We start from the raw sequence: 22,316 nt of genomic DNA on the forward strand, positions 1-22,316 counted from the left end.
GTCGCCCCGGTCGGCCGCAGCCTCGGCCACTGCCTGCTGGCCGCCGGACTCGGCGGCTGCCTCTCCCGCTTCGTCCTCTTCGCGGGCGCCGCCGCCGACGCCGGGCCGGCGGTGCGGGCCCTCGGCGCCGCACTGCTGCTCGCCTCCGTCACCCTGTTCGTCTTCGTCTCGCTGGCCCTGCCGCTCTGGCTGCCCGAAGGACGGCTGCCCGGCGGACCGGGCCGCGTGTTCGTCGCCGCCATCGCCGTCTGGAGCGCGGTGCACGCCTGTGCCGTGCGGCTCGGCAGCAAGCTGCCCTACTACGGTGACGTGCTCGTCCCGGGCGGAGCGCCGATCGACGAATGGCACGCGACCCTGGTCGCCTGGGGCATCGTCGTCATCAGCCTGACCGTGGCCGCCGTCCGCTGGCGCCGCTCCGCACGGCCGCACCGCAGCGTCACCGCCGTGCTGGTGCCCTACCTGGTGTGGCTGGTCACGACCAACATCGCGCTGCAGCTGGGGAGTGCGGAGAGCGTCGCGGCCGTGGCCTACTTCGCCGGGTCGGCGCTCTGGATGCTCGGCGCGGTCGGCTACGCGTTCACCCGCGACCGCTCCCGCTACCTCGACCGGGCGACCCGCCGGATGCTCAGCGTCCTCGCGCTGACCGCCCTGCTGATCGCCGGCTACCTCGGCATCGCCCTGCTGCTGCGCCGCGCCCTGCCGACCGCCAGCAACGCGGGCGCGCAGCTGCTGGCGGCCGGGGCGCTGGCCATCGGCGGACTGCTGGGACCGACCACCCGCTGGGTCGTGCGGGCCGTCGACCGCTTCTACTACGGCGACCGGGCCCGCCCCTACCAGGTGGTGCGGGCGCTCGCCGAACGCCTGAGCCGCGCCGTCAGCCCGGCCGACGCCCCGCCGCTGCTGTGCGACACCGTGGTGGGCGCCCTCGGCCTGCCCGGCGCCCGGGTCGTCCTGCACACCCGCACCGGACCGCACGAACTCGCCTCCGTCGGCACCGTCGGCCCCGACAGCCAGGTGTTCCCGCTCAGTTACGAGGGCGCGGTGATCGGCGACCTCTACGCGCCGCCGCGCGCCGGGCAGCCGGAGCTGGACGCGCAGGACCACGAGGTGCTCCGCTTCCTCGCCGACCAGGCCGCGCCCGCGATCGCCTCGCTGCGCATGTACGAGGAACTCCAGCGCGGGCGGCGGCAGATCGTGCTCGCCCGGGAGGAGGAGCGCCGCCGGTTGCGGCACGACCTGCACGACGGGCTCGGGCCCACCCTGTCGGGGCTGCGGCTGGGTGTCGACACCGCCAGGGCCGCCGTGCCGGAGGGCTCCTCGGCGGCCCGCTCGCTGCGGGCGGTGTCGGCGGGGATCGGGCAGGCGATCGACGAACTGCGGCGGATCACCGAGGGGTTGGCGCCCGCCGCGCTGGCGGGGGAGGGGCTGGCGGTGGCGCTGCGGCGGCTGGTCGCGGAGCTGGACGGGCCGCGGGTGCGGATCGCGCTGGTGCTGGACCCGGACCCGCCGCCGGTGCTGGCGGCCGCGGTGGAGGTGGCGGCGCTGCGGATCAGCGGCGAGGCGCTGCACAACGTGCTGCGCCACTCGGCCGCCGGGCAGGCCCGGCTGACGCTGCGGGTGCGGCCGGAGGCGGTGGTGGTCGAGGTCTGGGACGACGGCCGGGGATTCCCCTCGGACGGGTCGGAGCGGCTCGACGCCGACGGGTCCCGCCGGGCCGGGTCGGGGCTGGGGCTGCGCTCGATGGCCGAGCGCGCCGAGGAGCTGGGCGGCCGCTTCAGCACCGGCAACCACGACGGCGGCGCGCTCGTCCGCGCCGAGCTCCCCCGCACCCCGGACCGCCCGGCGGCGGACGGCTGACAACCGCCGTTCTGCCCGCTTCCTCTTGACGGGGCCCGGAACTTCCCCCAATCATCATGGTCGCGTCAACTTTGCGATGCGGTCGGCCCCACACCCCCTCAATACCCCAACGCCGCCCGCGAAGTGGCGCGCTTCCGTTCTGCCCCATCAGATATCGGAGCCTCCATTGACCGAGCGCGCCCCGAGGCGATCCCGCCTGCGCCGATCCGCCCTGTCCGCCGCCGCCGTCGTCACCCTCGCGGCCGCCCTGCTGACCCCGGCCGCGGCCGCGTCCCCCACGACGCCCGTCGCCGCCCCGTCGGCAGCGGCCGCCGCCCCCGACATCCCGGTGGCCAACGTCAAGGCCCACCTCGCCCAGCTCCAGTCGATAGCCACCGCCAACGGCGGCAACCGCGCCCACGGCCGCACCGGCTACAAGGCCTCGATCGACTACGTGAAGGCCAAGCTGGACGCCGCCGGCTACACCACCGCGCTGAAGACCTTCAGCTACAACGGCTCGACCGGCTACAACCTGATCGCCGACTGGCCGGGCGGCGACACCTCGCACGTCGTGATGGCCGGCGCCCACCTGGACTCCGTCACCGGCGGTCCGGGCATCAACGACAACGGCTCCGGCTCCGCCGGCATCCTGGAGACCGCGCTCGCCGTCTCCCGGGCCGGTCTCACGCCCTCCAAGCACCTGCGGTTCGGCTGGTGGGGCGCCGAGGAGTACGGCATGGTCGGCTCCAAGAACTACGTCAACAGCCTGTCCGCCGCCGACCGTTCGAAGATCGAGACCTACCTCAACTTCGACATGATCGGCTCGCCCAACCCGGGCTACTTCACCTACCGCTACGACAGCGCGCTCGACGCCCTGTTCCGCGACTACTTCGCCGGCCTCGGCATCAGCACCGAGCAGGACTTCGAGGGCGACGGCCGCTCCGACCACGCCCCGTTCCAGGACGCGGGCATCCGGGTCGGCGGCCTGTTCAGCGGCGCCGACTACACCAAGACCAGCGCCCAGGCCGCGAAGTGGGGCGGAACGGCGGGCCAGCCCTTCGACCGCTGCTACCACTCCTCCTGCGACACCAGCGCCAACATCAACGACACCGCGCTGGACCGGATGACCGACGCCATCGCGTACGCGATCTGGACCCTCTCGGCCGGCAGCACCACCCCGCCCACCGGCACCGTCTTCGAGAACACCGCCGACGTGCAGATCCCGGACAACGGGGCGGCAGTCACCTCCGCCGTCACCGTCACCGGCCGGACCGGCAACGCGCCTGCCGCGCTCCAGGTCGGGGTGGACATCAAGCACACCTACCGCGGTGACCTGGTCATCGACCTGGTGGCGCCGAACGGCACGTCCTACCGCCTGAAGGCCTCCAGCAGCGACTCCGCGCCCAATGTGCAGACCACCTACACCGTGAACGCGTCCGCGGTGGCCGCCAACGGCACCTGGAAGCTCAAGGTCCAGGACGTCGGGCCGCAGGACACCGGCTACATCGACAGTTGGAAGCTCACCTTCTGACAACCGGCCGGTGACACGACTCCGGGGGTGCCGGTCCGCCGACCGGCACCCCCGGGTGCACTACGCGTGGAGCGACTACTCGGCCATCTCGTACGCGCCCGACAGTGCCTCGACCATGCCCCACACCTTCGCCGTCCGCTCGCCGTCCGCGACCGGGCGGCGGACGTGCGCCAGTGCCCACGCCGCCTGCGCCTCGGTGGTGGACGCCTTGCCGTGCAGCTCGGTGGCGTGCGCGGAGAAGTCCCGCACCAGCGCATCGAAGACCTGGTCCAGCAGGTCCTGGTCCAGCCCGGTCAGCTCGGCCTGCTCCAGCACCAGCTGGCCGTAGACGATCAGCGCGAACAGCTGGCCGATCTCCAGCAGGAAGTCCAGGTCCGCCTGCTGCTCGGCGCTCGGCGCGTGCTCCAGCAGCAGCGCGCAGAAGCCGTCGGCCTGCTCGCGGAACCGGGCGACGTTCGGCAGGTGCGCGTGCGCGTCGTAGGCGGTCCGCCAGTCGTGGAAGCGGATCGCGCCGAGGCCCCGGGCCGGGCCCTGCCGGAACAGGAACTCGTCGTCGGCGGCGTCCCGGCGGGTCGGCACCGCGGGGTACTCGGCTGGGGCGAACAGGTAGTTGGCCATGAACTTGAGGATCAGCGCCAGGTTGACGTGGACGGTGCCCTCCAGCTTCGGCAGGCCCCGGATGTCCTTGGCGGCCTTGTCGAAGTAGGTGTCCGCCTCGAAGCCCTTGGCCGCGATGACGTCCCACATCAGGTCGATGACCTTCTCGCCCTCGGTGGTGACCTTCATCTTGGTCATCGGGTTGAAGAGCAGGTAGCGGCGGTCCTCGGGGGAGGCGGTGCGGAAGTAGTCCACCGAGCGGGCGGCGAACAGCTTCATCGCCACCAGTCGCGCGTAGGCGTCGGTCAACTCGCGCCGCACGTGCGGGAAGTCGGTGACCTTCTTGCCGTAGAGCACCCGGTTGTGGGCGTGCGTCACGGCCTCGTACATCGCGTGCTCGCAGATGCCCACGGAGGCGGTGCAGAGGTTGAACTTGCCGACGTTGACGGTGTTCAGCGCGGCGTCGAAGGCGGCCTTGCCGGTGTGCAGCACGTCCTCGGCGCGGACCGGGTAGGCGTCCAGCCGGAACTCGCTGACGTACATCTGGGCGTTCACGACGTTCTTGACCAGGTGGTACGCCTCGTGCCGGCTGTCGGCGGCGAAGAAGACGTAGCCCTCCGGCCCCTCGACGTCCGAGCGGCGGCCGAACACCGAGACCAGGCCGGCGACGTTGCCGTTGCCGATGTAGTACTTGGAGCCGGTGGCGGTGAAGCCGCCCTCGCCGTCCGGGGTGAGGATCATGTCGGTCGAGTAGATGTCGGCGCCGTGGCTGCGCTCGGAGAGCCCGAACGCCATCACGTGGCCCTCGGCCAGCAGCTTGGCGGCCCGCGCCCGGACGGCCTCGTTCTCGCTCTGCCAGACCGGGCCGAGGCCCAGGATGGTGACCTGCCAGGTGTACCAGTAGCCGAGGCCGTAGAAGCCGAGGATCTCGTTCAGCTCGGCGATCCTGGCGGTGTCCCAGCGCTTGTCCGGGTCGGCCGCGGACGGCGTCAGGAACTCGGCGAACAGGCCTTCCTTGGCGGCGAATTCGAGGAAGTCGGCGTACCAGCTGCGATCGATGTAGGTGTCGATCAGCGCCTTCTTGCCGCGCGACTCGAACCAGTCGACGGTCGCGCGCAGCAGCCGGCGGGTCGGCTCGTCGAACTGCGCGGGGTCGTAGGAACGCGGGTTGAAGAGCATCGCGGGCTCCCGGGGGTCGAGGGTGGAGAGGTGGAGAGCTGAGGGTGGGGTGGAGCGTTGAGCGTGGCGCGAGGAGTGCGCGGGGTCAGTCGGCGTCGGCCTCGGTGCCGGCCGGAGGGGCGGCAGCCAGTTCGCGCAGGGTGGCGAGCACGTCGTCCAGCCAGGCGAGCGTCATCCGCTCGTACTCGATGCCGCCGCGCAGCACCACGTGCTGGAGCCGCTGCCGGGCGTCGAGCGTGTCCGGCGCCGGGAAGTCGCGCCCCTCGCCGTAGAGGTAGTGGGCGAGCAGGGCGGCGTGGCCCTCCCGGTGCCGTTCCACCTCGGGGATCAGGGCGGCGGGGTCGTCGAAGGCCGCCGCGCGGATCCGCACGGCGAGCTCGTGGCGGACCGTCTCCGCCTCGACCGGTTCGCGCAGCCAGGCCGCGAGCGCGGTCCGGCCGGGCGCGGCCGCCGAGTACACCTTCTTGTCCGGCCGCCCGTCCTGGGCGACCTCCTCGACCGAGATCCAGCCGTCCGTCTCCATCCGCCGCAGCACCTTGTAGATCTGCTGGTGGGTGGCGGTCCAGAAGCGGCCGATGGACCGGTCGAAGCGCCGGGCCAGCTCGTAGCCGGATCCGGGCTGTTCCAGCAGCGAGACGAGGATCGCGTGCTCCAGTGCCATGGGCGGCATCCTGCTATGCAACGAGTTGCATACGCAATGGCGGCGGGCGGGGTTGAGACGGAGGTCACCCGGTCGGGCGGAGGGGGTGGGCCGGCGGGCGGGCAGGGTAGCTTCCCCGGCGAAAAGGTGCAAAACGGTCCAACGGCGCCAGAATGGTACTGGGCTTGCGCCCTCCATGTTCCAGCACTAGGAGGTGGTATCGGTGTCTACCCAGATCCCGATGGGCATGGAGCACCATCCGGACATCGTCGAACTCCGGGAGCACTACGAGCGGGTCACCCTGACCCCACGGGCCCAGGCCGTCGAGGCCCTGGCCGTCCTGGCCGGACTGTTCCTGGCGGCCTCGCCGTGGATCGTCGGCTTCACCGCTTTCAGCACGCTGACCGTCACCTGCCTGATCGTCGGCATCGCCTATTGCGTGCTGATGGCCGGCTACGGCTCGGCCTACGAACGCACCCACGCACGGGCCTGGGCCGCGACCCTGCTCGGCGCGTGGACGTTCGTCTCCCCGTGGGTCGTCTCGGGTGAGGTGAACCGGGGCAAGAACATCGTGACCTGCATGATCGCGGGTGGCGTGATGTTCCTGCTGGGGCTCGCCGCCATCTCGATGGCCACCATGACGTCGAACGGAGCCGCGATGCGACTCGGCCGGGCCGGCCGAGCGAAGGGCTGACGTCCGACGGAAGCCCGGAACCCGGGGCGCGGAACGGTGGGCCCGCCGTTCCGCGCCCCGGGCGCGTGCCCCGGCGTTGCGACTTCAGTGTTGGGGCCGGGTCATCCGCAGCACGTCCAGGGCCTCGTCCAACTGCTCGACCGTGAGCAGTCCCTGCTCGACGTACCCGCGCTCCAGCACCACCTGGCGGATCGTCCTGCGCTCCGCCAGCGCCTGCTTGGCGACCTTGGCCGCCTCCTCGTAGCCGATGTACCGGTTCAGCGGCGTGACCACCGAGGGCGAGGACTCCGCGTACTCCCGGGCCCGCTCGACATTGGCGGTGATGCCGTCCACGGCCCGGTCGGCCAGCAGCCGGGCGCTGTTGGCGAGCAGCCGGACCGACTCCAGGACGTTGCGGGCGATCACCGGCAGCATCACATTGAGCTCGAAGTTCCCGCTCGCCCCGGCCACCGTCACGGTCGCGTCGTTGCCGATCACCTGGGCGGAGACCATCAGCACCACCTCCGGCAGCACCGGGTTCACCTTGCCCGGCATGATCGAGGAGCCGGGCTGGAGGTCGGGGAGGTTCAGTTCGCCGAGGCCGGTGCGCGGGCCCGAGCCCATCCAGCGCAGATCGTTCGCGATCTTCGTGAACCCGACCGCCACGGTGCGCAGCTGGCCGCTCAGCTCGACCAGGCCGTCCCGCGCGCCCTGCGCCTCGAAGTGGTCGCGGGCCTCGGTCAGCGGCAGCTCGGTGACGCGCGCGACCTCCTCGATCACCGCCGCCGCGAAGCCGGGCGGGGTGTTGATGCCGGTGCCCACCGCGGTGCCGCCGAGCGGCAGTTCGGCGACCCGGGGCAGGGTGGCCAGCAGCCGCTCCCGCCCGTGCCGGACCTGCGCCGCGTAGCCGCCGAACTCCTGCCCCAGGGTGACCGGGGTGGCGTCCATCAGATGCGTCCGGCCGGCCTTGACCACGCCCGCGAACTCCGCCGCCTTGCGCTCCAGCGCCTCGGCCAGGTGCTCCAGCGCGGGGATCAGGTCGTGGCTGACGGCGGCGGTGGCGGCGATGTGGATCGAGGACGGGAAGACGTCGTTGGACGACTGGCTGGCGTTGACGTGGTCGTTGGGGTGGACCGGCCGGCCGAGCCGCTCGCCGGCCAGGGTGGCGATCACCTCGTTGGCGTTCATGTTGGACGAGGTGCCCGAGCCGGTCTGGAACACGTCGACCGGGAACTCCGCGTCCCACCGGCCCGTCGCGACCTCCTCGGCGGCGGAGGCGATCGCCCCGGCGGTCTCCTCGTCCAGCACGCCCAGCCTGGCGTTGACCCGCGCGGCGGCGGCCTTGATCCGTGCCAGCGCGGCGATGTGCGCCGGCTCCAGGCGCTGGCCGGACACCGGGAAGTTCTCCACCGCGCGCTGCGTCTGCGCCTGCCACTTCGCCGCGGCCGGCACCCGCACCTCGCCCATCGAGTCGTGCTCGATCCGGTACTGCTCGTCACCCATCGTGCGCTGCACCTCCTGAACGGTCCCGGTCGGACCGGGGGCCGGGGACCCCTGCGGATCCAGGGTCCCCGCTCCGGCCGGGTTCGGCTTCCGCTGACCACAGCCGCGCGCCGGCCCGGGGTATTTCCGGGGCGGCGCGCGCACCCGCGCGGTCGGGCACTGCGCCCGATGTCCGTGACTACCCCAGGACGGCGGTCACCACCTCGCCCGTCCCGGTGCCCGCCTTGACGACCTCGCTGCCGTTCGGGGTCCAGACGCCCGAGCCGCCCGAGCTGTCGGCGAACTCGCCGCTCGGCCCGGCGGCGGTCGCCAGCACCACCCAGACGCCGTTGTCCGCCGCCCGGGCCGGGTAGCGGGCCGCCTTGGTGGCCAGCGCCTCCGGGCCCGCCCCGTACAGGGTGGAGGCGACGTACGCCTCGGCGCCGAGCGCGACCAGCCGCTCGGCGTGCCCGGGGTCGGCGGCGTCGGCGCAGATCGCCAGGCCCAGCCGCCAGCCGTCCAGCTCCAGCAGGGAGGGCTGCTCGGCGGCGGCGAAGCGCTCGGGCTCCTTCCCGTAGAGGTTCGTCTTGCGGCAGGCGATCGAGGCGCCCGCGCCGGTGACGGCGAGGGTGGCGATGTAGTCGCGGCCGTCGGGGTCGGTCACCGGCGCGCCGACCAGGGCGGTGGCGCCGGTCGCGGCGCAGGCGGCGACCAGCGGCGCGAAGCGCTCGTCGGAGGGGTCGACCGAGGGCGCGGCGAGGTCGTAGCCGGTGAGGGAGAGCTCGGGGAAGACCACCAGCCGGGCGCCGCCGGCCTCCCGGACGGCGGCGGCGTGGCGCTCGATGTTGACCGTGACGGTGTCGGGCCGACCCGGTTCGGCGCAGGCGGGCTGGGCGACGGCGACGGTCAGGGGCGCGGGCACGGTGGGGCCTCCGGAGAAGTGCGGGGACGACAGAACCGGGTGAACGACGGTGGTTCGGCGACGGCGATCACGATCAACCTATGAGCCCACCGGGAAATCCGGCAAGGTTCATTCCTTCGAGTGAAGATCACGAGCCGTGGCGGGGCGCCCCGACGGCTGCTTCGTACGCTCACCCGGAATCGGGGGAGACACCGGACGAAAGTCCACCGGACACAGGGGCGGGCATGACGGCAGCACCGGACCACCAGCACCATCGGCACCACGACGGACAGGGTCCGGACGACCGCGCCGCCCCCGACCCGGCCGCCCCCGACCCGGTCGCCGGGGAGCCGGGCGACCGCAGCCTCAGCCGCCGCCGCCTCCTCGGCCTCTCCGCCGCGCTCGGCACCACCGGCTGGCTGGTGAGCGGCACCCTCGGGCCGGACAGCGCCCGGGCCGCCGCCCCCGTCCCGCCCGATCTGCCCGCCGGCACCGAACTCTTCCAGCGCGTCTACCGGAACTGGTCCGGCGAGATCGGCACCGACCAGCTCTGGACCTGCACCCCGCGCACCCCCGAGGAGGTCCCGGCGCTCGCCGACTGGGCCCGCGCCCACGGCTGGCGCCTGCGCGCCCAGGGCCACCGGCACACCTGGGCACCGCTCACCGTCGCCGACGGGACCCCCGAGGCGGCCCGGGTGCTGCTGCTCGACACCACCCGCCACCTCACCGCCCTCACCGCCGACTCGCCCACCACCGTCCGCGCCCAGACCGGCGCCACCATGGAGGCGCTGCTCGTCCACCTGGCCGACCGGGGCCTCGGCCTCACCGCCGTCCCCGCCCCCGGCGAACTCACCGTCGGCGGCGTGCTCGCGATCGGCGGCCACGGCACCGCCGTCCCCGCCGCCGGCGAACTGCGCGCCGACGGACACGGCTACGGCTCGGTCAGCAACCAGGTGACCAGCCTGACCGCCGTCGTCCTCGACCCCGCCACCGACCGCTACACCCTGCGGACCTTCGACCGGTCCGAGGCGGACAGCGCCGCCTTCCTGGTCCACCTCGGCCGGGCGTTCGTCACCGAGGTGGTGCTCCGGGCCGGCGCCGACCGCCCGCTGCGCTGCGTCAGCCGGCTGGACATCCCCGCCACCGAGCTCTTCGCCCGCCCCGGCACCACGACCGGGCTCGGCGGCCTCTCCCGCCCGCGCACCTTCGCCGACTTCGTCGACCGCGACGGCCGGGCCGAGGCGATCTGGTTCGCCTACACCGACCGGCCGTGGCTGAAGACCTGGAGCATCGCCCCGAACCGCCCGTTCGGTTCCCGCGCCGTCGACGAGCCCTACAACTACCCCTTCTCGGACTCGATCCCGGAACCCATCGCCCGGCTGGCCGGCCAACTCCTCGCCGGAGCCTGGGGATCAGCCCCGCTGTTCGGCCAACTCCAGTACCTGATCGCCAAGATCGGACTCACCGGGGACATCACCGACGTCCTGCTCTCCGGCGGGCTGATCCGCGACCTGCTCACCGGCGAGGTGCTGACCCACCTGCTCGCCGGCGGCCTGCACTCCGACCTCTGGGGCCCCTCCCGCACCCTGCTCCAGTACGTCCGCCCGACCACCCTGCGGGTCACCGCGAACGGCTATGCGATCCTCGCCCGGCGCGCCGACCTCCAGTGGGTGGTGGCCGAATTCGCCGACCAGTACCGGCGGTTGCTCGACGACTACCGCTCCCGCGGCGAGTTCCCGGTGAACGGCGCGGTGGAGATCCGGGTCACCGGCACCGACGACCCGGCCTGGTCCGGGGTGCCCGGCGCCCGGCCGCCGCTGCTCTCCGCGCTGCGCCCGCGCCCCGACCGGCCCGAGTGGGACACCGCGGTCTGGCTCGACGTGCTCGGCTTCCCCGGCACCCCCGGGCTGCACCGCTTCGCCCGGGACCTCGAACAGGCCCTGCTGCGTTCCTTCGACGGCACCCGGGCCGGTCTGCGGGTCGAGTGGTCCAAGGGCTGGGCCTACACCGAGGACGCCGCCTGGGCGGACGCGGACATGCTGGACCGGGTCATTCCCGCCAGTCACCGCGCGGGCGGCGGAGCCGGCTGGGACGAGGCGGTCACCGTCCTGGACCGCCACGACCCGCACCGGGTGTTCGGCAACCCGTTCCTGGACCGGCTGCTGAAGCTCTAGCCCCGGTCGGCCGACCGGGGCTCGGGCCCGTCGGGCAGCCTCAGACGTGCTCCATCACGATCACCGCGAGGGTGCCCGGCGCCAGGGCCCGGAACACGTGCGGGGCGTCGCCCGGGTAGCTCACGTAGTCGCCCGGGCCCAGCTCGACGGGCGCCCCGGTCGGCCCGGCCAGCGCCCGTCCGGTGCCCAGCAGCACGTGCTCGACGGTGCCCGGCATGTGCGGGTCGGAGGCCCGGGTCTCGCCCGGCTCGGCCTCGATCCGGTAGATGTCGCGCCGGGCGTTGGGCGGGCAGGAGGCCAGCAGGGTCGCGGCGTAGTCGGCCCGCTCGGAGTGGGTGACCGGGCCCTCGCCGGCCCGCACCACCCGGACCACCGGGCGCGGCGGGTCGACGAGCCGGCTGAACGGCACGTCCAGGGCGACGCCGAGCGCCCACAGCGTCTCGACGCTCGGATTGCCGACGCCCGACTCCAGCTGGGAGAGCGTCGACTTGGCGATCCCGGCCCGGCGGGCCAGCTCGGCCATCGACAGGCCGGCGCGTTCGCGCTCGCGCCGGATCGACGCCGAGATCAGCCCGATCAGCTCGGTCCCCGAGACGTCGCTCCCGGAGGCGCCGGCGCCGGGTCCGCTGTTGCTTCCACTCATCAGCGTTCGCTCCACAGGTCCATGCGTTCGCCTTGACGAACGACACCCTTCGGGTTCACTCTACTGGACATGCGTTCGCTCCTCCGAACCCTCGAACGTGCCACGCTCCGCGACATCGCCCTGGTGTGCCTCGCGGACGCCCTGGTCGGCGCCTCGTTCGGGGCGATCTCCGTCTCCGGCGGCCTCCCGCTCTGGGTGCCGGTCGCCATGTCCGTCCTCGTCTTCGCCGGGGGCTCGCAGTTCGCCGCCGTCGGCATCGTGCTCTCCGGCGGCGGCGCGCTCGCCGCCGTGGTCACCGGCCTCGTCCTCAACGCCCGGCTGCTGCCCTTCGGCTTCACCGTCGCGGACACCCTCGACGGCCCGGTCTGGCGGCGGCTGCTCGGGGCGCAGCTGCTCACCGACGAGTCCGTCGCCTTCACCCTGCTCCAGCCCGACCCGCGACGGCGCCGGGCCGCGTACTGGGTGTGCGGCCTCGCCCTGTTCCTGATCTGGAACGCCTCCGTCCTGGTCGGCGCGCTGGCCGGCGGGCTGATCGGCGACACCGACGCGCTCGGACTGGACGCGGCCTTCCCCGCCGTCCTGCTCGCGCTGGTGCTGCCCTCGCTCACCGACCGCCGCACCCGCACCGCCGCCCTGACCGGCGCCGCCGTGGCCGTGGCCGCCACCCCGTTCGTCCCGGCCGGCCTGCCGGTGCTGCTCGCCCTGGCCGGGCTGCTGTGCGCGGGCCGCTCGGACACCGCCGCCGCTGCCACCGCCACCGATGCCGCCGCTGCCGAGGGTGAGCCCCGCCCGCTCGCCGAGGAGGTCCACTGATGTCCCTGCTCGCCGTCCTCCTGCTCGCCGCCGGCACCTACGCGTTCCGGCTGGCCGGGCCCCTGCTCGGCGGCCGCCTCACCGTCTCGGACCGGCTGCGCCACCTGCTCGCCGTCGCCGCCGCCGTCCTGCTCGTCGCCCTGGTCGCCACCGGCGCGCTCACCGACGGCCGCGACTTCGCCGGCTGGGCCCGCCCCGCCGGCGTCCTGGTCGCGGGCGTCCTGGCGCTGCGGCGCGCGCCGTTCCCGCTGGTGGTGGTCGCGGCCGCCGGGACCACGGCGGTGCTGCGGCTGTGCGGCGTCGCCTGAGGCCCCGGCTCCGCCGGGGCGCCGGCGTCAGCCCGCCTCCGTCTCCCGGGCCTCGGCCGCCGCGAGCCGCTCCTGCTGCACCTCGGGGTGCTTGCTGTCCCACAGCAGCTCCCACACCTTGAACACGCAGTGGTAGTCCCGCATGCTCCCCTGAAGGATCAGCAGGTAGCTGTCGCCGTCCCGCAGCAGCCTGCGCCGCCGGGCGTTGAACGGGTGCTGCGGGGTGTAGGTCGGGACGAGCCGCCGCAGTTCGGCGACGGCGTCCTCCCGGGTGCCCGTCACCTCGGCGAGCACCTGGCTGCCCCAGATCCGGTGCTCCCCGACGCCCTCGGTCTCCTCGACCACCACGGCCCAACGTCCCACGGTCCACCCCTTTGTCACTCGTCCGTGTGCGAAAGCGGTCATCGTAGCGACGCGACCGCTCAGCGCCCAGGGGAGTCGGCGGCCGAAGGCAGCGCCTTGTAGTAGACGGTCGTCGCGTGCGGCACCCCCGCCGGGTCGGTCGCGAAGTCCGGCACCGTGCCGACCCTGGTCCACCCTGCCGCCGCGTACAGGCGCTCGGCCGGGCTGTCCGTCTCGGTGTCGAGCACCAGGGTCCGGATCCCGCGCCCGACGGCCGCCGCCTCCAGGGCCGCCAGCAGCCGGCCGGCCAGCCCGTGGCCCCGGTCCGCCCGGTGGACCATCAACTTGGCCACCTCCGCCCGGTGCCGGCCGTTGGCGGTCGACGCCGGCCGCAGCTGCACCGTCCCCGCGACCCGCCGTCCCGCGTCGGTGCTCGCGTCGGTGCTCGGGTCGGTGCCTGGGTCTGCGCCCGGCTCCGGGTACGCGACCCAGAGCAGCAGCCGCCCCGCCCCGACCTCCGGGGCCAGCGCCCGCCACCAGTCGGCCGCCGCGCCGGGGTCGAGCGGAGCGAGGAAGCCGACGGACGCGCCGCCGTCGACGGTGTCCGCCAGCAGCCCGCCCAGCCGCTCGGCGGCGCCGAGCAGTTCCTCCGCCGTCACCGGCCGGACTGTGTACATGCTCACTCCCTCGTTCCCGACGGTCCCGGGAGGCGGCCGGTGCGCAATACTCGCCGGTACCCAACGCCGCCACCGGTCCCGCCGCCGCGACCGGTCCGCGCCGCCGAGACTACAAGGAGCTTCAATGGCGAAGCCGACCAGGATCGACCCCGCCGACCTGCTCGCCGTCGGTGACCTGCTCACCGACGAGGAGCGGCTCGTCCGCGACACCGTGCGGAAGTTCACCGAGGACCGGATCCGCCCGCACATCGGCGACTGGTTCGAGCGCGGGGTCTTCCCCGCCCGCGAACTCGCCCCCGAACTCGGCGCCCTCGGCGTGCTGGGCATGCACCTCGACGGCTACGGCTGCGCGGGCTCGACCGCCGTCGCCTACGGGGTGGCCTGCATGGAACTGGAGGCCGCCGACTCGGGTCTGCGCAGCTTCGTCTCCGTCCAGGGCTCGTTGGCGATGCGCTCCATCCACGCGTTCGGCTCGGAGGAGCAGAAGCAGCGCTGGCTGCCCGGTCTCGCCGCCGGCGAACTGATCGGCTGCTTCGCCCTCACCGAACCGGACTTCGGCTCCGACCCCGCCAACATGCGCACCCGCGCCCGCCGCAAGGGCGCCGGCGAGGGCGCGGACTGGGTGCTGTCCGGCTCCAAGATGTGGATCACCAACGGCTCCGTCTCCGACGTCGCGGTGGTCTGGGCGCAGACCGAGAACGGCGTCCGGGGCTTCCTGGTCGAACCCGGCATGCCCGGCTTCACCGCCACCGACGTGCACGGCAAGCTGTCCCTGCGCGCCTCGGTGACCAGCGAGCTCGCCTTCGACGAGGTGGTGCTCCCGGCCGACGCCGTGCTGCCCGGCGTCACCGGGCTGCGCGGACCGCTGTCCTCCCTCAACGAGGCCCGCTACGGCATCCTCTGGGGCACCGTCGGTGCCGCCCGCGACTGCTACACCGCCGCCCTGGACTACGCGAAGAGCCGGGTCCAGTTCGGCCGCCCGATCGCCGGCTTCCAGCTCACCCAGCAGAAGCTGGTCGAGATGATGCTGGAGGTCGAGAAGGCCTACCTGGTCGCGCTGCGGATCGGCCGGCTCAAGGACGAGGGCGCGGCCCGCCCGGCCCACGTCAGCTTCGGCAAGCTCAACAACGTCCGGGCCGCGCTGGAGATCGCCCGCAGCGCCCGCACCGTGCTCGGCGCCAACGGCATCACCACCGAGTACCCGGTGCTGCGGCACGCCAACAACCTGGAGTCGGTGCTCACCTACGAGGGCACCAGCGAGATCCACACCCTGGTCCTCGGCGAGGCGATCACCGGCGAGTCCGCGTACCACTGACCCGGCGGACGGTGCGCCCGGTGCGCCGGGCGTGCCGGGCGGGCCTGAAAACCGGTACCCGTCCGGGCCGTTCATGGCTAGCTTCGTGCCCATGAACGGCCCGACGAACCAGCTCACGCCCACCTCGACCGCCACCTCGACCGCCTCCGCCGTGCAGCGCGCCGTGCCGACCACGACGCTGTGGCGTCCCACCGGCCCCGAGGAGCTGGCCCTGGTCGCGGCGTCCGACTGGCGGGCCTGGCCGCCGCGCCTGCCGGACCAGCCGATCTTCTACCCGGTGCTGAACGAGGACTACGCGATCCGCATCGCGCGGGACTGGAACGTCCCCGCCTCCGGGAGCGGTTACGTCACCCGTTTCGAGGCGGAGACCGCGTTCCTGAGCCGCTACCCCGTCCGCCAGGCGGGCGGCCGCACCATCCTGGAGCTCTGGGTGCCGGCCGAGGAGTTGGCCGAGTTCAACCGGCACATCGTTGGCCGCATCGAGGTCGTGCACGAGTTCCGCCCGCAGGGCTGACCCCCGGCCCGGTGCCGGCCGACGCGGAACGGTGCCGTCCGGACACGGCCAGGACATCCGGCGTTGGCCGGGAGGCAACCCCGCGGTTCGGCGGGCCGTGGAGCATGGCCCGGTCGCCGTCGCCCGCCCCGGTGCGGGCACGGTCGGCACCCGCACCGCGAAAGGAACCGCCCCGCTCATGTCCATACCGCCGCTGCCGCGCCCCCGGGTCCTCGTCGTCGGGATCGACGGCGTCCGGTACGACCTGCTGGACCAGGTCCCGATGCCGAGGCTCGCGGAGGTCGCCGAGGCCGGCTTCCTGGCGCCCGTGACGGTGGCGGAGTCCACGCCCACCATGTCCGGACCGTGCTGGGCCACCATCGTGACCGGTGTGGAGCCCGCCAAGCACGGCGTCTGGGGCAACCACCTCGGCGGCAACCGGCTCGACGTCTTCCCCGACTTCACCACCCGGCTGGCCCGGGGCGACCGGCGCCGTACCTTCGTCGCGGCCGGCTGGGACCCGCTGGTGATCGGCGAGTCCGGCGGACCGCTGTTCCGCGCGCCCGGCCGCCTCTGCTACGTCGCCCCCGCCGAGGACACCCCCGAGGCCTGGGAGGCCGTCGACGAGGAGGTCACCCGGGAGGCCGTGGACGTGCTGCGCGACGCGGACCCGGAGGCCTCCTTCGTCTACCTCGGCGCCGTCGACGAGACCGCCCACTTCCTCGGCTGCGGCGAGGAGTACCGCGCCTCGATGCGCGCCGCCGACGAGCGGCTCGGCCGGCTCCTGGACGCCGTCCGCGCCCGGCCCGGCCACGCCGAGGAGGCCTGGACGGTCATCGTCGTCACCGACCACGGCCACGTGGACGTCGGCGGCCACGGCGGACGGACCGTCGAGGAGCGCACCGCCTGGGTGGCCTGCGCCGGACCGGGCATCCCCGCCGCCCCGCCCACCGGGGAGATCCGCCACCCCGACGTCGCGGCCCAGGTCTACGCCGCCCTCGGCCGCCCGATCGACCCGCACTGGACCCTGGACGGCCGGCCCTTCCCGGTCGCCGTGCCCGCGACCGCGGCGGCCTGACGCCCCCACCGCCGACCGGGCGACCGGTCACCGGAACGGCGGGACGCCCGCCGCCGCCCGCCGCCGCCCGTCCGGCGACCGGGTGAGCGACACGCCGTCACGGCACCCGGGCGGCCCCGGCCGGGCTGCGCGCCGACCGGTCCCGGGCCAGGCTCGTCCGGGGTGAACCCCGAGACCGGTCGTCCCCGTGTACCTCTCAAGGTGGAGGTCGTACCCCCCAAGGACGGCGGTGGATCAAGACCTCCTGGTGACGTCAGGGCCCCCGGCGCCCACCAGGATGGAAGACAACGGGGAGCCGCTCCCGGCCCCGACGGGGCGGACGGGACCGGCGCGGAGCAGCAGGGCGCAGGAGAGGACACACCGGCATGAACGGCATCGCGGGCAAGATCGCAATCGGAGTGGTCGGCACCGGCATGGCCGCCGCCGTCGCCACCGTGGCGGTCGGGCCGAGGGTCGCCGAGTGGTACGACGGCCGGCACCAGGTGCAGGCCAGCTACGCCAGCGGCAGCGAGGCCAAGGCCGACCGCCGCTCGATGCCGGCCTGGCTGCCCGACAACGCCTCCTCGGTGCACTACCTGATGTCCACCACCGGCGACGACCGCCTGCTGCGCGCCACCGTCCCCGAGGGGCGGCTGCCCGCCGGGTGCACGACCACCGCGACCAACAAGGGCAACCACGTGGCGCCGGTCACGCTCAAGGCGGGCTGGTTCCCGGAGGGCATCACCTCGAAGGTCACCGGCTCCTGCGGCCACTACAAGGTCACCCTGACCGGCAACCAGCTCTACGCCTGGCAGGACGGCGCCGCCGTGCAGGCCGCCCTCCGCGCCGAGCGCCTCCCGCGCTGACGTTCCCGCCGGGGGCTCCCGCAGGTGGGGACGCCGCTCCTGGGCACCCGCTGCGGGGCTCGCGCCCGGTGGCGAAATGGGCCGGGCGGCCGCCCCCGGCTGTCGGTGGCCCGGGGCGCTGGGGTAGGACGGAGCGAGCACGATCGCCGTGCTCGTTCCGAGAGGAGCCCCATGCCTGGTCCGACCGCCGGCTCTGCCGGTGACACGTCGACCGCCCCCGCCTCACCCGGCGACTCCGCCACTGCTGCTGCCGCCGCTGCGGATGCCGCCGCCGGCGCCGGCGCGACCGGCCGCGCCGCCATCGTCGTCCTCGGCGGCCTGGTCGCCCTGGGCCCCCTCACCACCGACCTCTACCTGCCCGGTCTGCCCGCGATCGCCGAGGACCTCGTCGCCCAACCGGCCGCCGTCCAGCTCACCCTCACCTTCTCGATGTTCGGTGTGGCCGCCGGGCAGCTGCTCTTCGGTCCGCTCAGCGACCGCTTCGGGCGCCGTCCGCCCCTGCTCGCCGGGCTCGTCGTCTACACCCTCGCCAGCATCGTCTGCGTGATCGCGCCCGACCTGACCGTGCTGATCGCGGCCCGCTTCGTCCAGGGCGCCGCCGGCGCCGCCGGACTGGTCATCGGCCGGGCCGTCGCCCGCGACCGCTTCGAGGGCGTCGCGATGATCCGCTTCCTCGCCTCGATCACCCTGATATCCGGCCTGGCCCCGATCCTCGCGCCGCTCTTCGGCGCCCAGATGCTGCGCTTCACCTCCTGGCGCGGCACCTTCGGCGCACTGGCCGCCCTGGGCCTGCTCCTCACCCTGGTGGCCTTCGCCGCCCTGCGCGAGACCCTCCCGCCCTCGGCCCGGCGCGGCGGCGGCCTGACCAGCACCCTGCGCACCATGGGCGGGCTCCTGCGCAACCTGCCGTTCCTGGGGCTGATGCTGACCAGCACCTTCGCCTTCGGCGCGCTGTTCGGCTACATCAGCGGCTCCTCGGTGGTGCTCCAGCACGTCTACCACGTGTCGCCGCAGACCTACAGCCTGCTGTTCGGGCTCAACTCGGTGGCGATCGTCGGCGCCACCCAGCTCAACGGGCGGGTCCTCGCACCCCGCTTCACCGCCGGGGCGCTGATGCGCACGGGCCTCGCGGTGATGATCGCCGCCGGGGTGTCCCTGGTCCTGGTCACCGCGGTCTGGGACCTCGGGCTGGTCGCGGTGTGCGCCTCGCTGTTCGTGATGATGGCCAGCCTCGGTATGGTCCTGCCGAACTCGGCCGCCCGGGCACTGAGCCTGGTCCCCCCGCAGTCCGCCGGTTCCGCCTCGGCGCTCCTCGGCACCGGCACCTTCCTCTGCGGCGCCGTGGTCGCCCCGCTCAGCAGCCTGGGCGGCAGCCCGTCGGCGGTGCTGCTCGCGGTCGTCGTGCTCAGCTGCGCGCTGCTGTCCGCGGCGTCCTACCTGCTGCTCCTGCGGCCCGCGCGGACCGCCCCGGCCGACGCGACGGAGCCGGCCGCCGCCTAGCCGTTCCGGCCGACGGCGGGGCCGTTCCGGCCGCAGGAGGGCCGCTGAACGGAGTCCGCCGGGGTGCCACGACCAGTTGTCGTGGCACCCCGGCGGGGGAGTGGGGCGGGCCGGCCGGTGGACGGGGACCGACGGTGGCGCTCGACCGGTCGCCGTCGTCCGTCCCTCAGTACCTCAGTACCTCAGTACCTCAGTACCTTCCCGTCCGCGCCCGGTCCGGCCGTCAGGCGATCGAGAAGTCGTCGCCGTAGACGCTGCCCTGGCCGTACCAGCCGTGCAGGTAGACGGTCACGGTCCCGGAGGCGCCGGTGGTGAACGGGACGCTCAGCTTGGTCCAGCCGGAGGCGCTGGTCCAGGTCGAGCCGGTGGCGCCGCCGCTCACGCCGACGTAGGCGTAGCTGCCCTGGACCCAGCCGGTCAGGGTGTACGCCTTGTTGGGCGCCAGGGTGACGGTCTGCGAGCACTGGCCGTTCTGGGAGGCGGTGGCCGCCGCCTGGAGCGCGTACGAGCCGGAGTGGACCGGGGTGCTCACCACGCTGCCGCCGGTCTGGCAGGTCCACGGGCCGAGGCTGCCGGTCTCCAGGCCGCCGTTCACGATCGTGCCGGGCGGGGTGACGCCGGTGACGGTCAGCGTGTAGGTGCTGCTGTGGCTGCCGGAGGCGGCGGTGCCGGTCACCGTGAGCGGGTAGGTGCCCGGGGTGGTGGCGGCGGTGGTGGCGACGGTGAGGGTCGCCGAGGAGCCGGCGGTCACGGTGCCCGGGTTGACGGTGGCGGTGACCCCGGCCGGGGCGCCGCTCACGGTGAGGTTGACGCTCTGCGCCGAACCGGAGACCACGGTGGTGCCGACGGTCGCGGTCGCCGAGGAGCCGGCGGTCACCGAACCGGCGGCGGGGCTCACGCCGACCGAGAAGTCGTTGCCGGGCTGGGTGCTCGTCACCTTCAGCGTGTAGGTGGCGGTGTGGCTGCCGGAGGCGGCCGAGCCGGTGACGGTGAGCGGGTAGGTGCCCGGGGCAGCACCGGCGGTGGTGGCGACGGTGAGCGTCGCGGGGGAACCGGCGGTGACGCTACCGGGGTTGACGGTGGCGGTGACCCCGGCCGGGGCGCCGCTCACGGTCAGGTTGACGCTCTGCGCCGAACCGGAGACCACCGCGGTGCTGATGGTCGCCGTCGCCGAGGAACCGGCCACGACCGTGCCCGAGTTGGGGTTCACGCCGACCGAGAAGTCGTTCACCGGCTGGGTGTTGCTGGTGAACGGCGCGAAGATCTTGGTGAAGTCCCACTTGTTCTGGGCGATTCCGGAGCAGTCGTCACGGGCGGCGGCGCCGGCGCAGCTGCCGTTGTCGCGCTGCAGCGCCCAGAAGGACAGCGTGTTGATGCCCTTCGAGACCGCCCAGTTGTAGACGGTGGTGGCGTTGGCGAGGGTGAAGGTCTCCGCCGGGCCGAAGTCGTCGACGCCGATCATCTCGGTGATGCCGATCGAACCCCACAGCTGCGCCGGGGTCTTGGTCGGGTAGAGCTTCGCCAGCTGGTTGTACAGGCCGGTGGCGGAGGTCTGGGTGTCGGCCGCCATGTCGTGCGCGGCGTTGTCGTAGTAGTCGAACGTCATCATGTTGACGACGTCGATCTTGGCGTTGTTGGTGACGGCGTTCTTCAGCACCGCGAGGCCGCTGGAGGCGAGGCCGCTGGTGGTGGTCGGCAGGGTGTAGGAGAACTGGATCTGCCGGCCGTTGGCGGCGGCCCAGTCCTGGACCAGCTTGATCGCCTTGTTGCGGCGGTCGACACCGGCCGAGTTGTCCAGCGAGTCGACCTCGATGTCGAGGTCGATCCGGCTGATGTCGTACGTGGTGATCAGGTTCTCGTAGGCGGCGGCGATCTGGTTGACGTCGGTGCAGCTGTCGGCCAGTTCGGTGCCGGTGGTGTCGGCGGTGTAGCCGCCGAACGACGGGATGACGTCGCCGCCGTTGGCACGGATCTTGGCGAAGTCGGCGCCGAACGAGGACTGCGCGACGGGCAGCGAGGTGTCGCCGTTCCAGTACGGCGTGCAGGAGCCCTTGGTGGCGGTCTGCAGGAACGCCACCGTCAGGTACTTGGCGCCGGACTGCGCGGCCAGCGTGGCCGGGCTCTCGCCGGTCCAGGCCTCGAAGTAGGGGGCGAACACCCGGGTGGGGAGCGGGGTCGCCGCGGCCGCGGCGGTGGTGGCCGGGCCGGTCGGCGCCGCGCCCGCCGACGTCGCGCCGGCCACCAGGCCGGCCGACGCGACGAGCGTGACACAGGCCGTCAGGGCGGCCTGGAGTGTTCTGGGTAGACGCATTGTTTCTCCAACAGACGTGGTGGGGCAGGACGTTGGTGAAGCGTGCGGGACTGTGCCGCGTCGTCCGCGGTGGACGTGCGGGGTGGACTGCCGGGCCGGGAGAGGAGCTTTTCGGCCGTACGGCGGGGCGGTGCTCGGGGGTGTGCAAACCCCAAGGACGCAGGGCACGGCGGGCGGCGTGCGCGGACGCGCGCATGGGCCGTGACGGGGCCTGGGGGCGGAGCGGAGCAGGGCAGGGCAGCGCCTCAGCCGCCGGTGGTCACACCCCCACAGTGCATCCCGGTCGGATCGACATGCCTATGGTTGGACTAGACCACTCGTCTGTCAAGAGTCCTAACAGTTCGTCGGCGAAGGGGTGAGGTTGGCCGAGGATCGGTCAACCGTCGAACAATCCGGTTGTGACCGGTGCGCACGCTCCGACATCATCGGAGTCATGCGAGACCTCGACTGGAAGCTCGACAGAGAGGGCGGTTGCCGCCCGCAGGCGTGAGCCCCCGGCTCCCGGGTCCCCGCCCGCTGCCTCCGGTGGCCGGCGGCCGGACCGTGTCCGTTCGCCTCGCCGCCCGTCCGCCGCCTTGTCCGTCGGCGGATCCGAACACCTTTCGCGCCGTGGCGCCCCCGCGCCATGACGTCCCCGCGTTGTGACGTCCGCCCGCCGCGGCGCCCGCCCGTCGTGGCGGCCGCCACCCGGTCGGGCCGGATTCCGGTCCGTCCGGGCACCGGTCGGCGCGCGCGGTGCGTCCGCCGCCCCATTGTCCGTTCCGTCTGTACGCGTCCGTCCGCGGGTGCGCCGGTCCGCCGGCACGCCCGCCGCCGACGCTCGTGCCCGTGTGCGCGTCTACCCCTGGAAAGGAGGAGCCATGTACTTCGTTTCGTCCGACGACAAGGACACCGCCTGGAGCTACGTCTGAGCCGGTGGCAGGGTGCCGTGGCCGCGCGGGTGGTCGTCGCGCGCGGCCACGGCGGGCCCGGCGCTCA

The 22,316-nt window shown here is 73.7% G+C and carries 19 protein-coding genes; 11 read left to right on the plus strand and 8 right to left on the minus strand.

Going from position 1 to position 22,316, the window contains the following annotated elements:
- Together BI06_RS03090 and BI06_RS03095 are read left to right on the plus strand one after the other, a co-directional pair.
- On the plus strand, nucleotides 1–1,857 hold a 1,857-nt coding region (locus tag BI06_RS03090), incomplete at its 5' end, for an ATP-binding protein (protein WP_051740169.1).
- A gap of 166 nt (nucleotides 1,858–2,023) precedes the next feature.
- Nucleotides 2,024–3,367, plus strand: coding sequence for a M28 family metallopeptidase (locus BI06_RS03095; protein WP_043464871.1), 1,344 nt, complete (start codon nucleotides 2,024–2,026; stop codon nucleotides 3,365–3,367).
- A gap of 75 nt (nucleotides 3,368–3,442) precedes the next feature.
- Here the strand turns inward: BI06_RS03095 and BI06_RS03100 are convergent, their stop codons facing one another.
- Nucleotides 3,443–5,143: an acyl-CoA dehydrogenase family protein gene (locus BI06_RS03100; protein ID WP_043464874.1), complete on the minus strand. Its 1,701-nt coding sequence runs from the start codon at nucleotides 5,141–5,143 to the stop codon at nucleotides 3,443–3,445.
- An 85-nt stretch (nucleotides 5,144–5,228) separates the two neighbouring features.
- Nucleotides 5,229–5,804: a PadR family transcriptional regulator gene (locus BI06_RS03105; RefSeq protein ID WP_030391881.1), complete on the minus strand. Its 576-nt coding sequence runs from the start codon at nucleotides 5,802–5,804 to the stop codon at nucleotides 5,229–5,231.
- 202 nt (nucleotides 5,805–6,006) lie between these two features.
- Between BI06_RS03105 and BI06_RS03110 the strand changes: the two genes are divergently transcribed.
- Nucleotides 6,007–6,477: an SPW repeat protein gene (locus BI06_RS03110; protein ID WP_037778888.1), complete on the plus strand. Its 471-nt coding sequence runs from the start codon at nucleotides 6,007–6,009 to the stop codon at nucleotides 6,475–6,477.
- A gap of 84 nt (nucleotides 6,478–6,561) precedes the next feature.
- Here BI06_RS03110 and BI06_RS03115 read toward each other — a convergent pair whose 3' ends face one another.
- Entirely contained in the window at nucleotides 6,562–7,959 is a 1,398-nt protein-coding gene (locus tag BI06_RS03115; protein WP_030391883.1) for an aspartate ammonia-lyase, read from the minus strand.
- A 178-nt stretch (nucleotides 7,960–8,137) separates the two neighbouring features.
- Nucleotides 8,138–8,860 carry a carbon-nitrogen hydrolase family protein gene (locus BI06_RS03120; RefSeq protein ID WP_043464878.1) on the minus strand — a complete coding sequence of 241 codons (723 nt, stop codon included), beginning with the start codon at nucleotides 8,858–8,860 and terminating at the stop codon, nucleotides 8,138–8,140.
- A gap of 224 nt (nucleotides 8,861–9,084) precedes the next feature.
- Between BI06_RS03120 and BI06_RS03125 the strand changes: the two genes are divergently transcribed.
- The gene (locus BI06_RS03125) at nucleotides 9,085–11,013 is read left to right on the plus strand and encodes a cholesterol oxidase substrate-binding domain-containing protein (protein ID WP_082558232.1); all 1,929 of its coding nucleotides are present in this window, start codon (nucleotides 9,085–9,087) and stop codon (nucleotides 11,011–11,013) included.
- Between the two features lie 40 nt (nucleotides 11,014–11,053).
- Here the strand turns inward: BI06_RS03125 and BI06_RS03130 are convergent, their stop codons facing one another.
- Entirely contained in the window at nucleotides 11,054–11,656 is a 603-nt protein-coding gene (locus BI06_RS03130) for an XRE family transcriptional regulator (RefSeq protein ID WP_078879648.1), read from the minus strand.
- A 69-nt stretch (nucleotides 11,657–11,725) separates the two neighbouring features.
- Here BI06_RS03130 and BI06_RS03135 point away from each other — a divergent pair, with 69 nt between their 5' ends.
- Both BI06_RS03135 and BI06_RS03140 read left to right on the plus strand, forming a co-directional pair.
- Nucleotides 11,726–12,469 (plus strand): AzlC family ABC transporter permease, encoded by a 744-nt coding sequence (locus BI06_RS03135; RefSeq protein ID WP_063794900.1) that lies wholly within the window; start codon nucleotides 11,726–11,728, stop codon nucleotides 12,467–12,469.
- Nucleotides 12,469–12,777, plus strand: coding sequence for an AzlD domain-containing protein (locus BI06_RS03140; protein ID WP_030391888.1), 309 nt, complete (start codon nucleotides 12,469–12,471; stop codon nucleotides 12,775–12,777). The genes BI06_RS03135 and BI06_RS03140 overlap by 1 nt, the downstream gene beginning before the upstream one ends.
- Before the next feature lie 27 nt (nucleotides 12,778–12,804).
- Here the strand turns inward: BI06_RS03140 and BI06_RS03145 are convergent, their stop codons facing one another.
- Both BI06_RS03145 and BI06_RS03150 read right to left on the minus strand, forming a co-directional pair.
- The gene (locus BI06_RS03145; protein ID WP_149030245.1) at nucleotides 12,805–13,140 is read right to left on the minus strand and encodes a hypothetical protein; all 336 of its coding nucleotides are present in this window, start codon (nucleotides 13,138–13,140) and stop codon (nucleotides 12,805–12,807) included.
- Between the two features lie 59 nt (nucleotides 13,141–13,199).
- Entirely contained in the window at nucleotides 13,200–13,796 is a 597-nt protein-coding gene (locus BI06_RS03150) for a GNAT family N-acetyltransferase (protein WP_043464882.1), read from the minus strand.
- Between the two features lie 124 nt (nucleotides 13,797–13,920).
- Here BI06_RS03150 and BI06_RS03155 point away from each other — a divergent pair, with 124 nt between their 5' ends.
- The 5 genes from BI06_RS03155 (at nucleotide 13,921) to BI06_RS03175 (ending at nucleotide 19,027) form a co-directional block, all read left to right on the plus strand.
- The gene (locus BI06_RS03155; RefSeq protein WP_043464887.1) at nucleotides 13,921–15,111 is read left to right on the plus strand and encodes an acyl-CoA dehydrogenase family protein; all 1,191 of its coding nucleotides are present in this window, start codon (nucleotides 13,921–13,923) and stop codon (nucleotides 15,109–15,111) included.
- Between the two features lie 91 nt (nucleotides 15,112–15,202).
- Nucleotides 15,203–15,625 (plus strand): ADP-ribosylation/crystallin J1, encoded by a 423-nt coding sequence (locus BI06_RS03160; protein ID WP_233289986.1) that lies wholly within the window; start codon nucleotides 15,203–15,205, stop codon nucleotides 15,623–15,625.
- 178 nt (nucleotides 15,626–15,803) lie between these two features.
- Nucleotides 15,804–16,682, plus strand: a complete 879-nt coding sequence (locus BI06_RS03165) for an alkaline phosphatase family protein (protein ID WP_030391893.1) — start codon at nucleotides 15,804–15,806, stop codon at nucleotides 16,680–16,682.
- A gap of 365 nt (nucleotides 16,683–17,047) precedes the next feature.
- Nucleotides 17,048–17,527 carry a hypothetical protein gene (locus BI06_RS03170; protein WP_030391894.1) on the plus strand — a complete coding sequence of 160 codons (480 nt, stop codon included), beginning with the start codon at nucleotides 17,048–17,050 and terminating at the stop codon, nucleotides 17,525–17,527.
- Between the two features lie 171 nt (nucleotides 17,528–17,698).
- Nucleotides 17,699–19,027: a multidrug effflux MFS transporter gene (locus tag BI06_RS03175; RefSeq protein WP_051740171.1), complete on the plus strand. Its 1,329-nt coding sequence runs from the start codon at nucleotides 17,699–17,701 to the stop codon at nucleotides 19,025–19,027.
- 223 nt (nucleotides 19,028–19,250) lie between these two features.
- On the opposite strand, the gene BI06_RS03180 is transcribed toward BI06_RS03175, so the two are convergent.
- Complete coding sequence (locus BI06_RS03180) at nucleotides 19,251–21,338, minus strand: glycosyl hydrolase family 18 protein (RefSeq protein ID WP_043464889.1); 2,088 nt, start codon at nucleotides 21,336–21,338, stop codon at nucleotides 19,251–19,253.
- Nucleotides 21,339–22,316 lie beyond the last annotated feature (978 nt).

It is taken from the genome of Kitasatospora sp. MBT66, from assembly GCF_000710405.2.
Lineage (GTDB): Bacteria > Actinomycetota > Actinomycetes > Streptomycetales > Streptomycetaceae > Kitasatospora > Kitasatospora purpeofusca.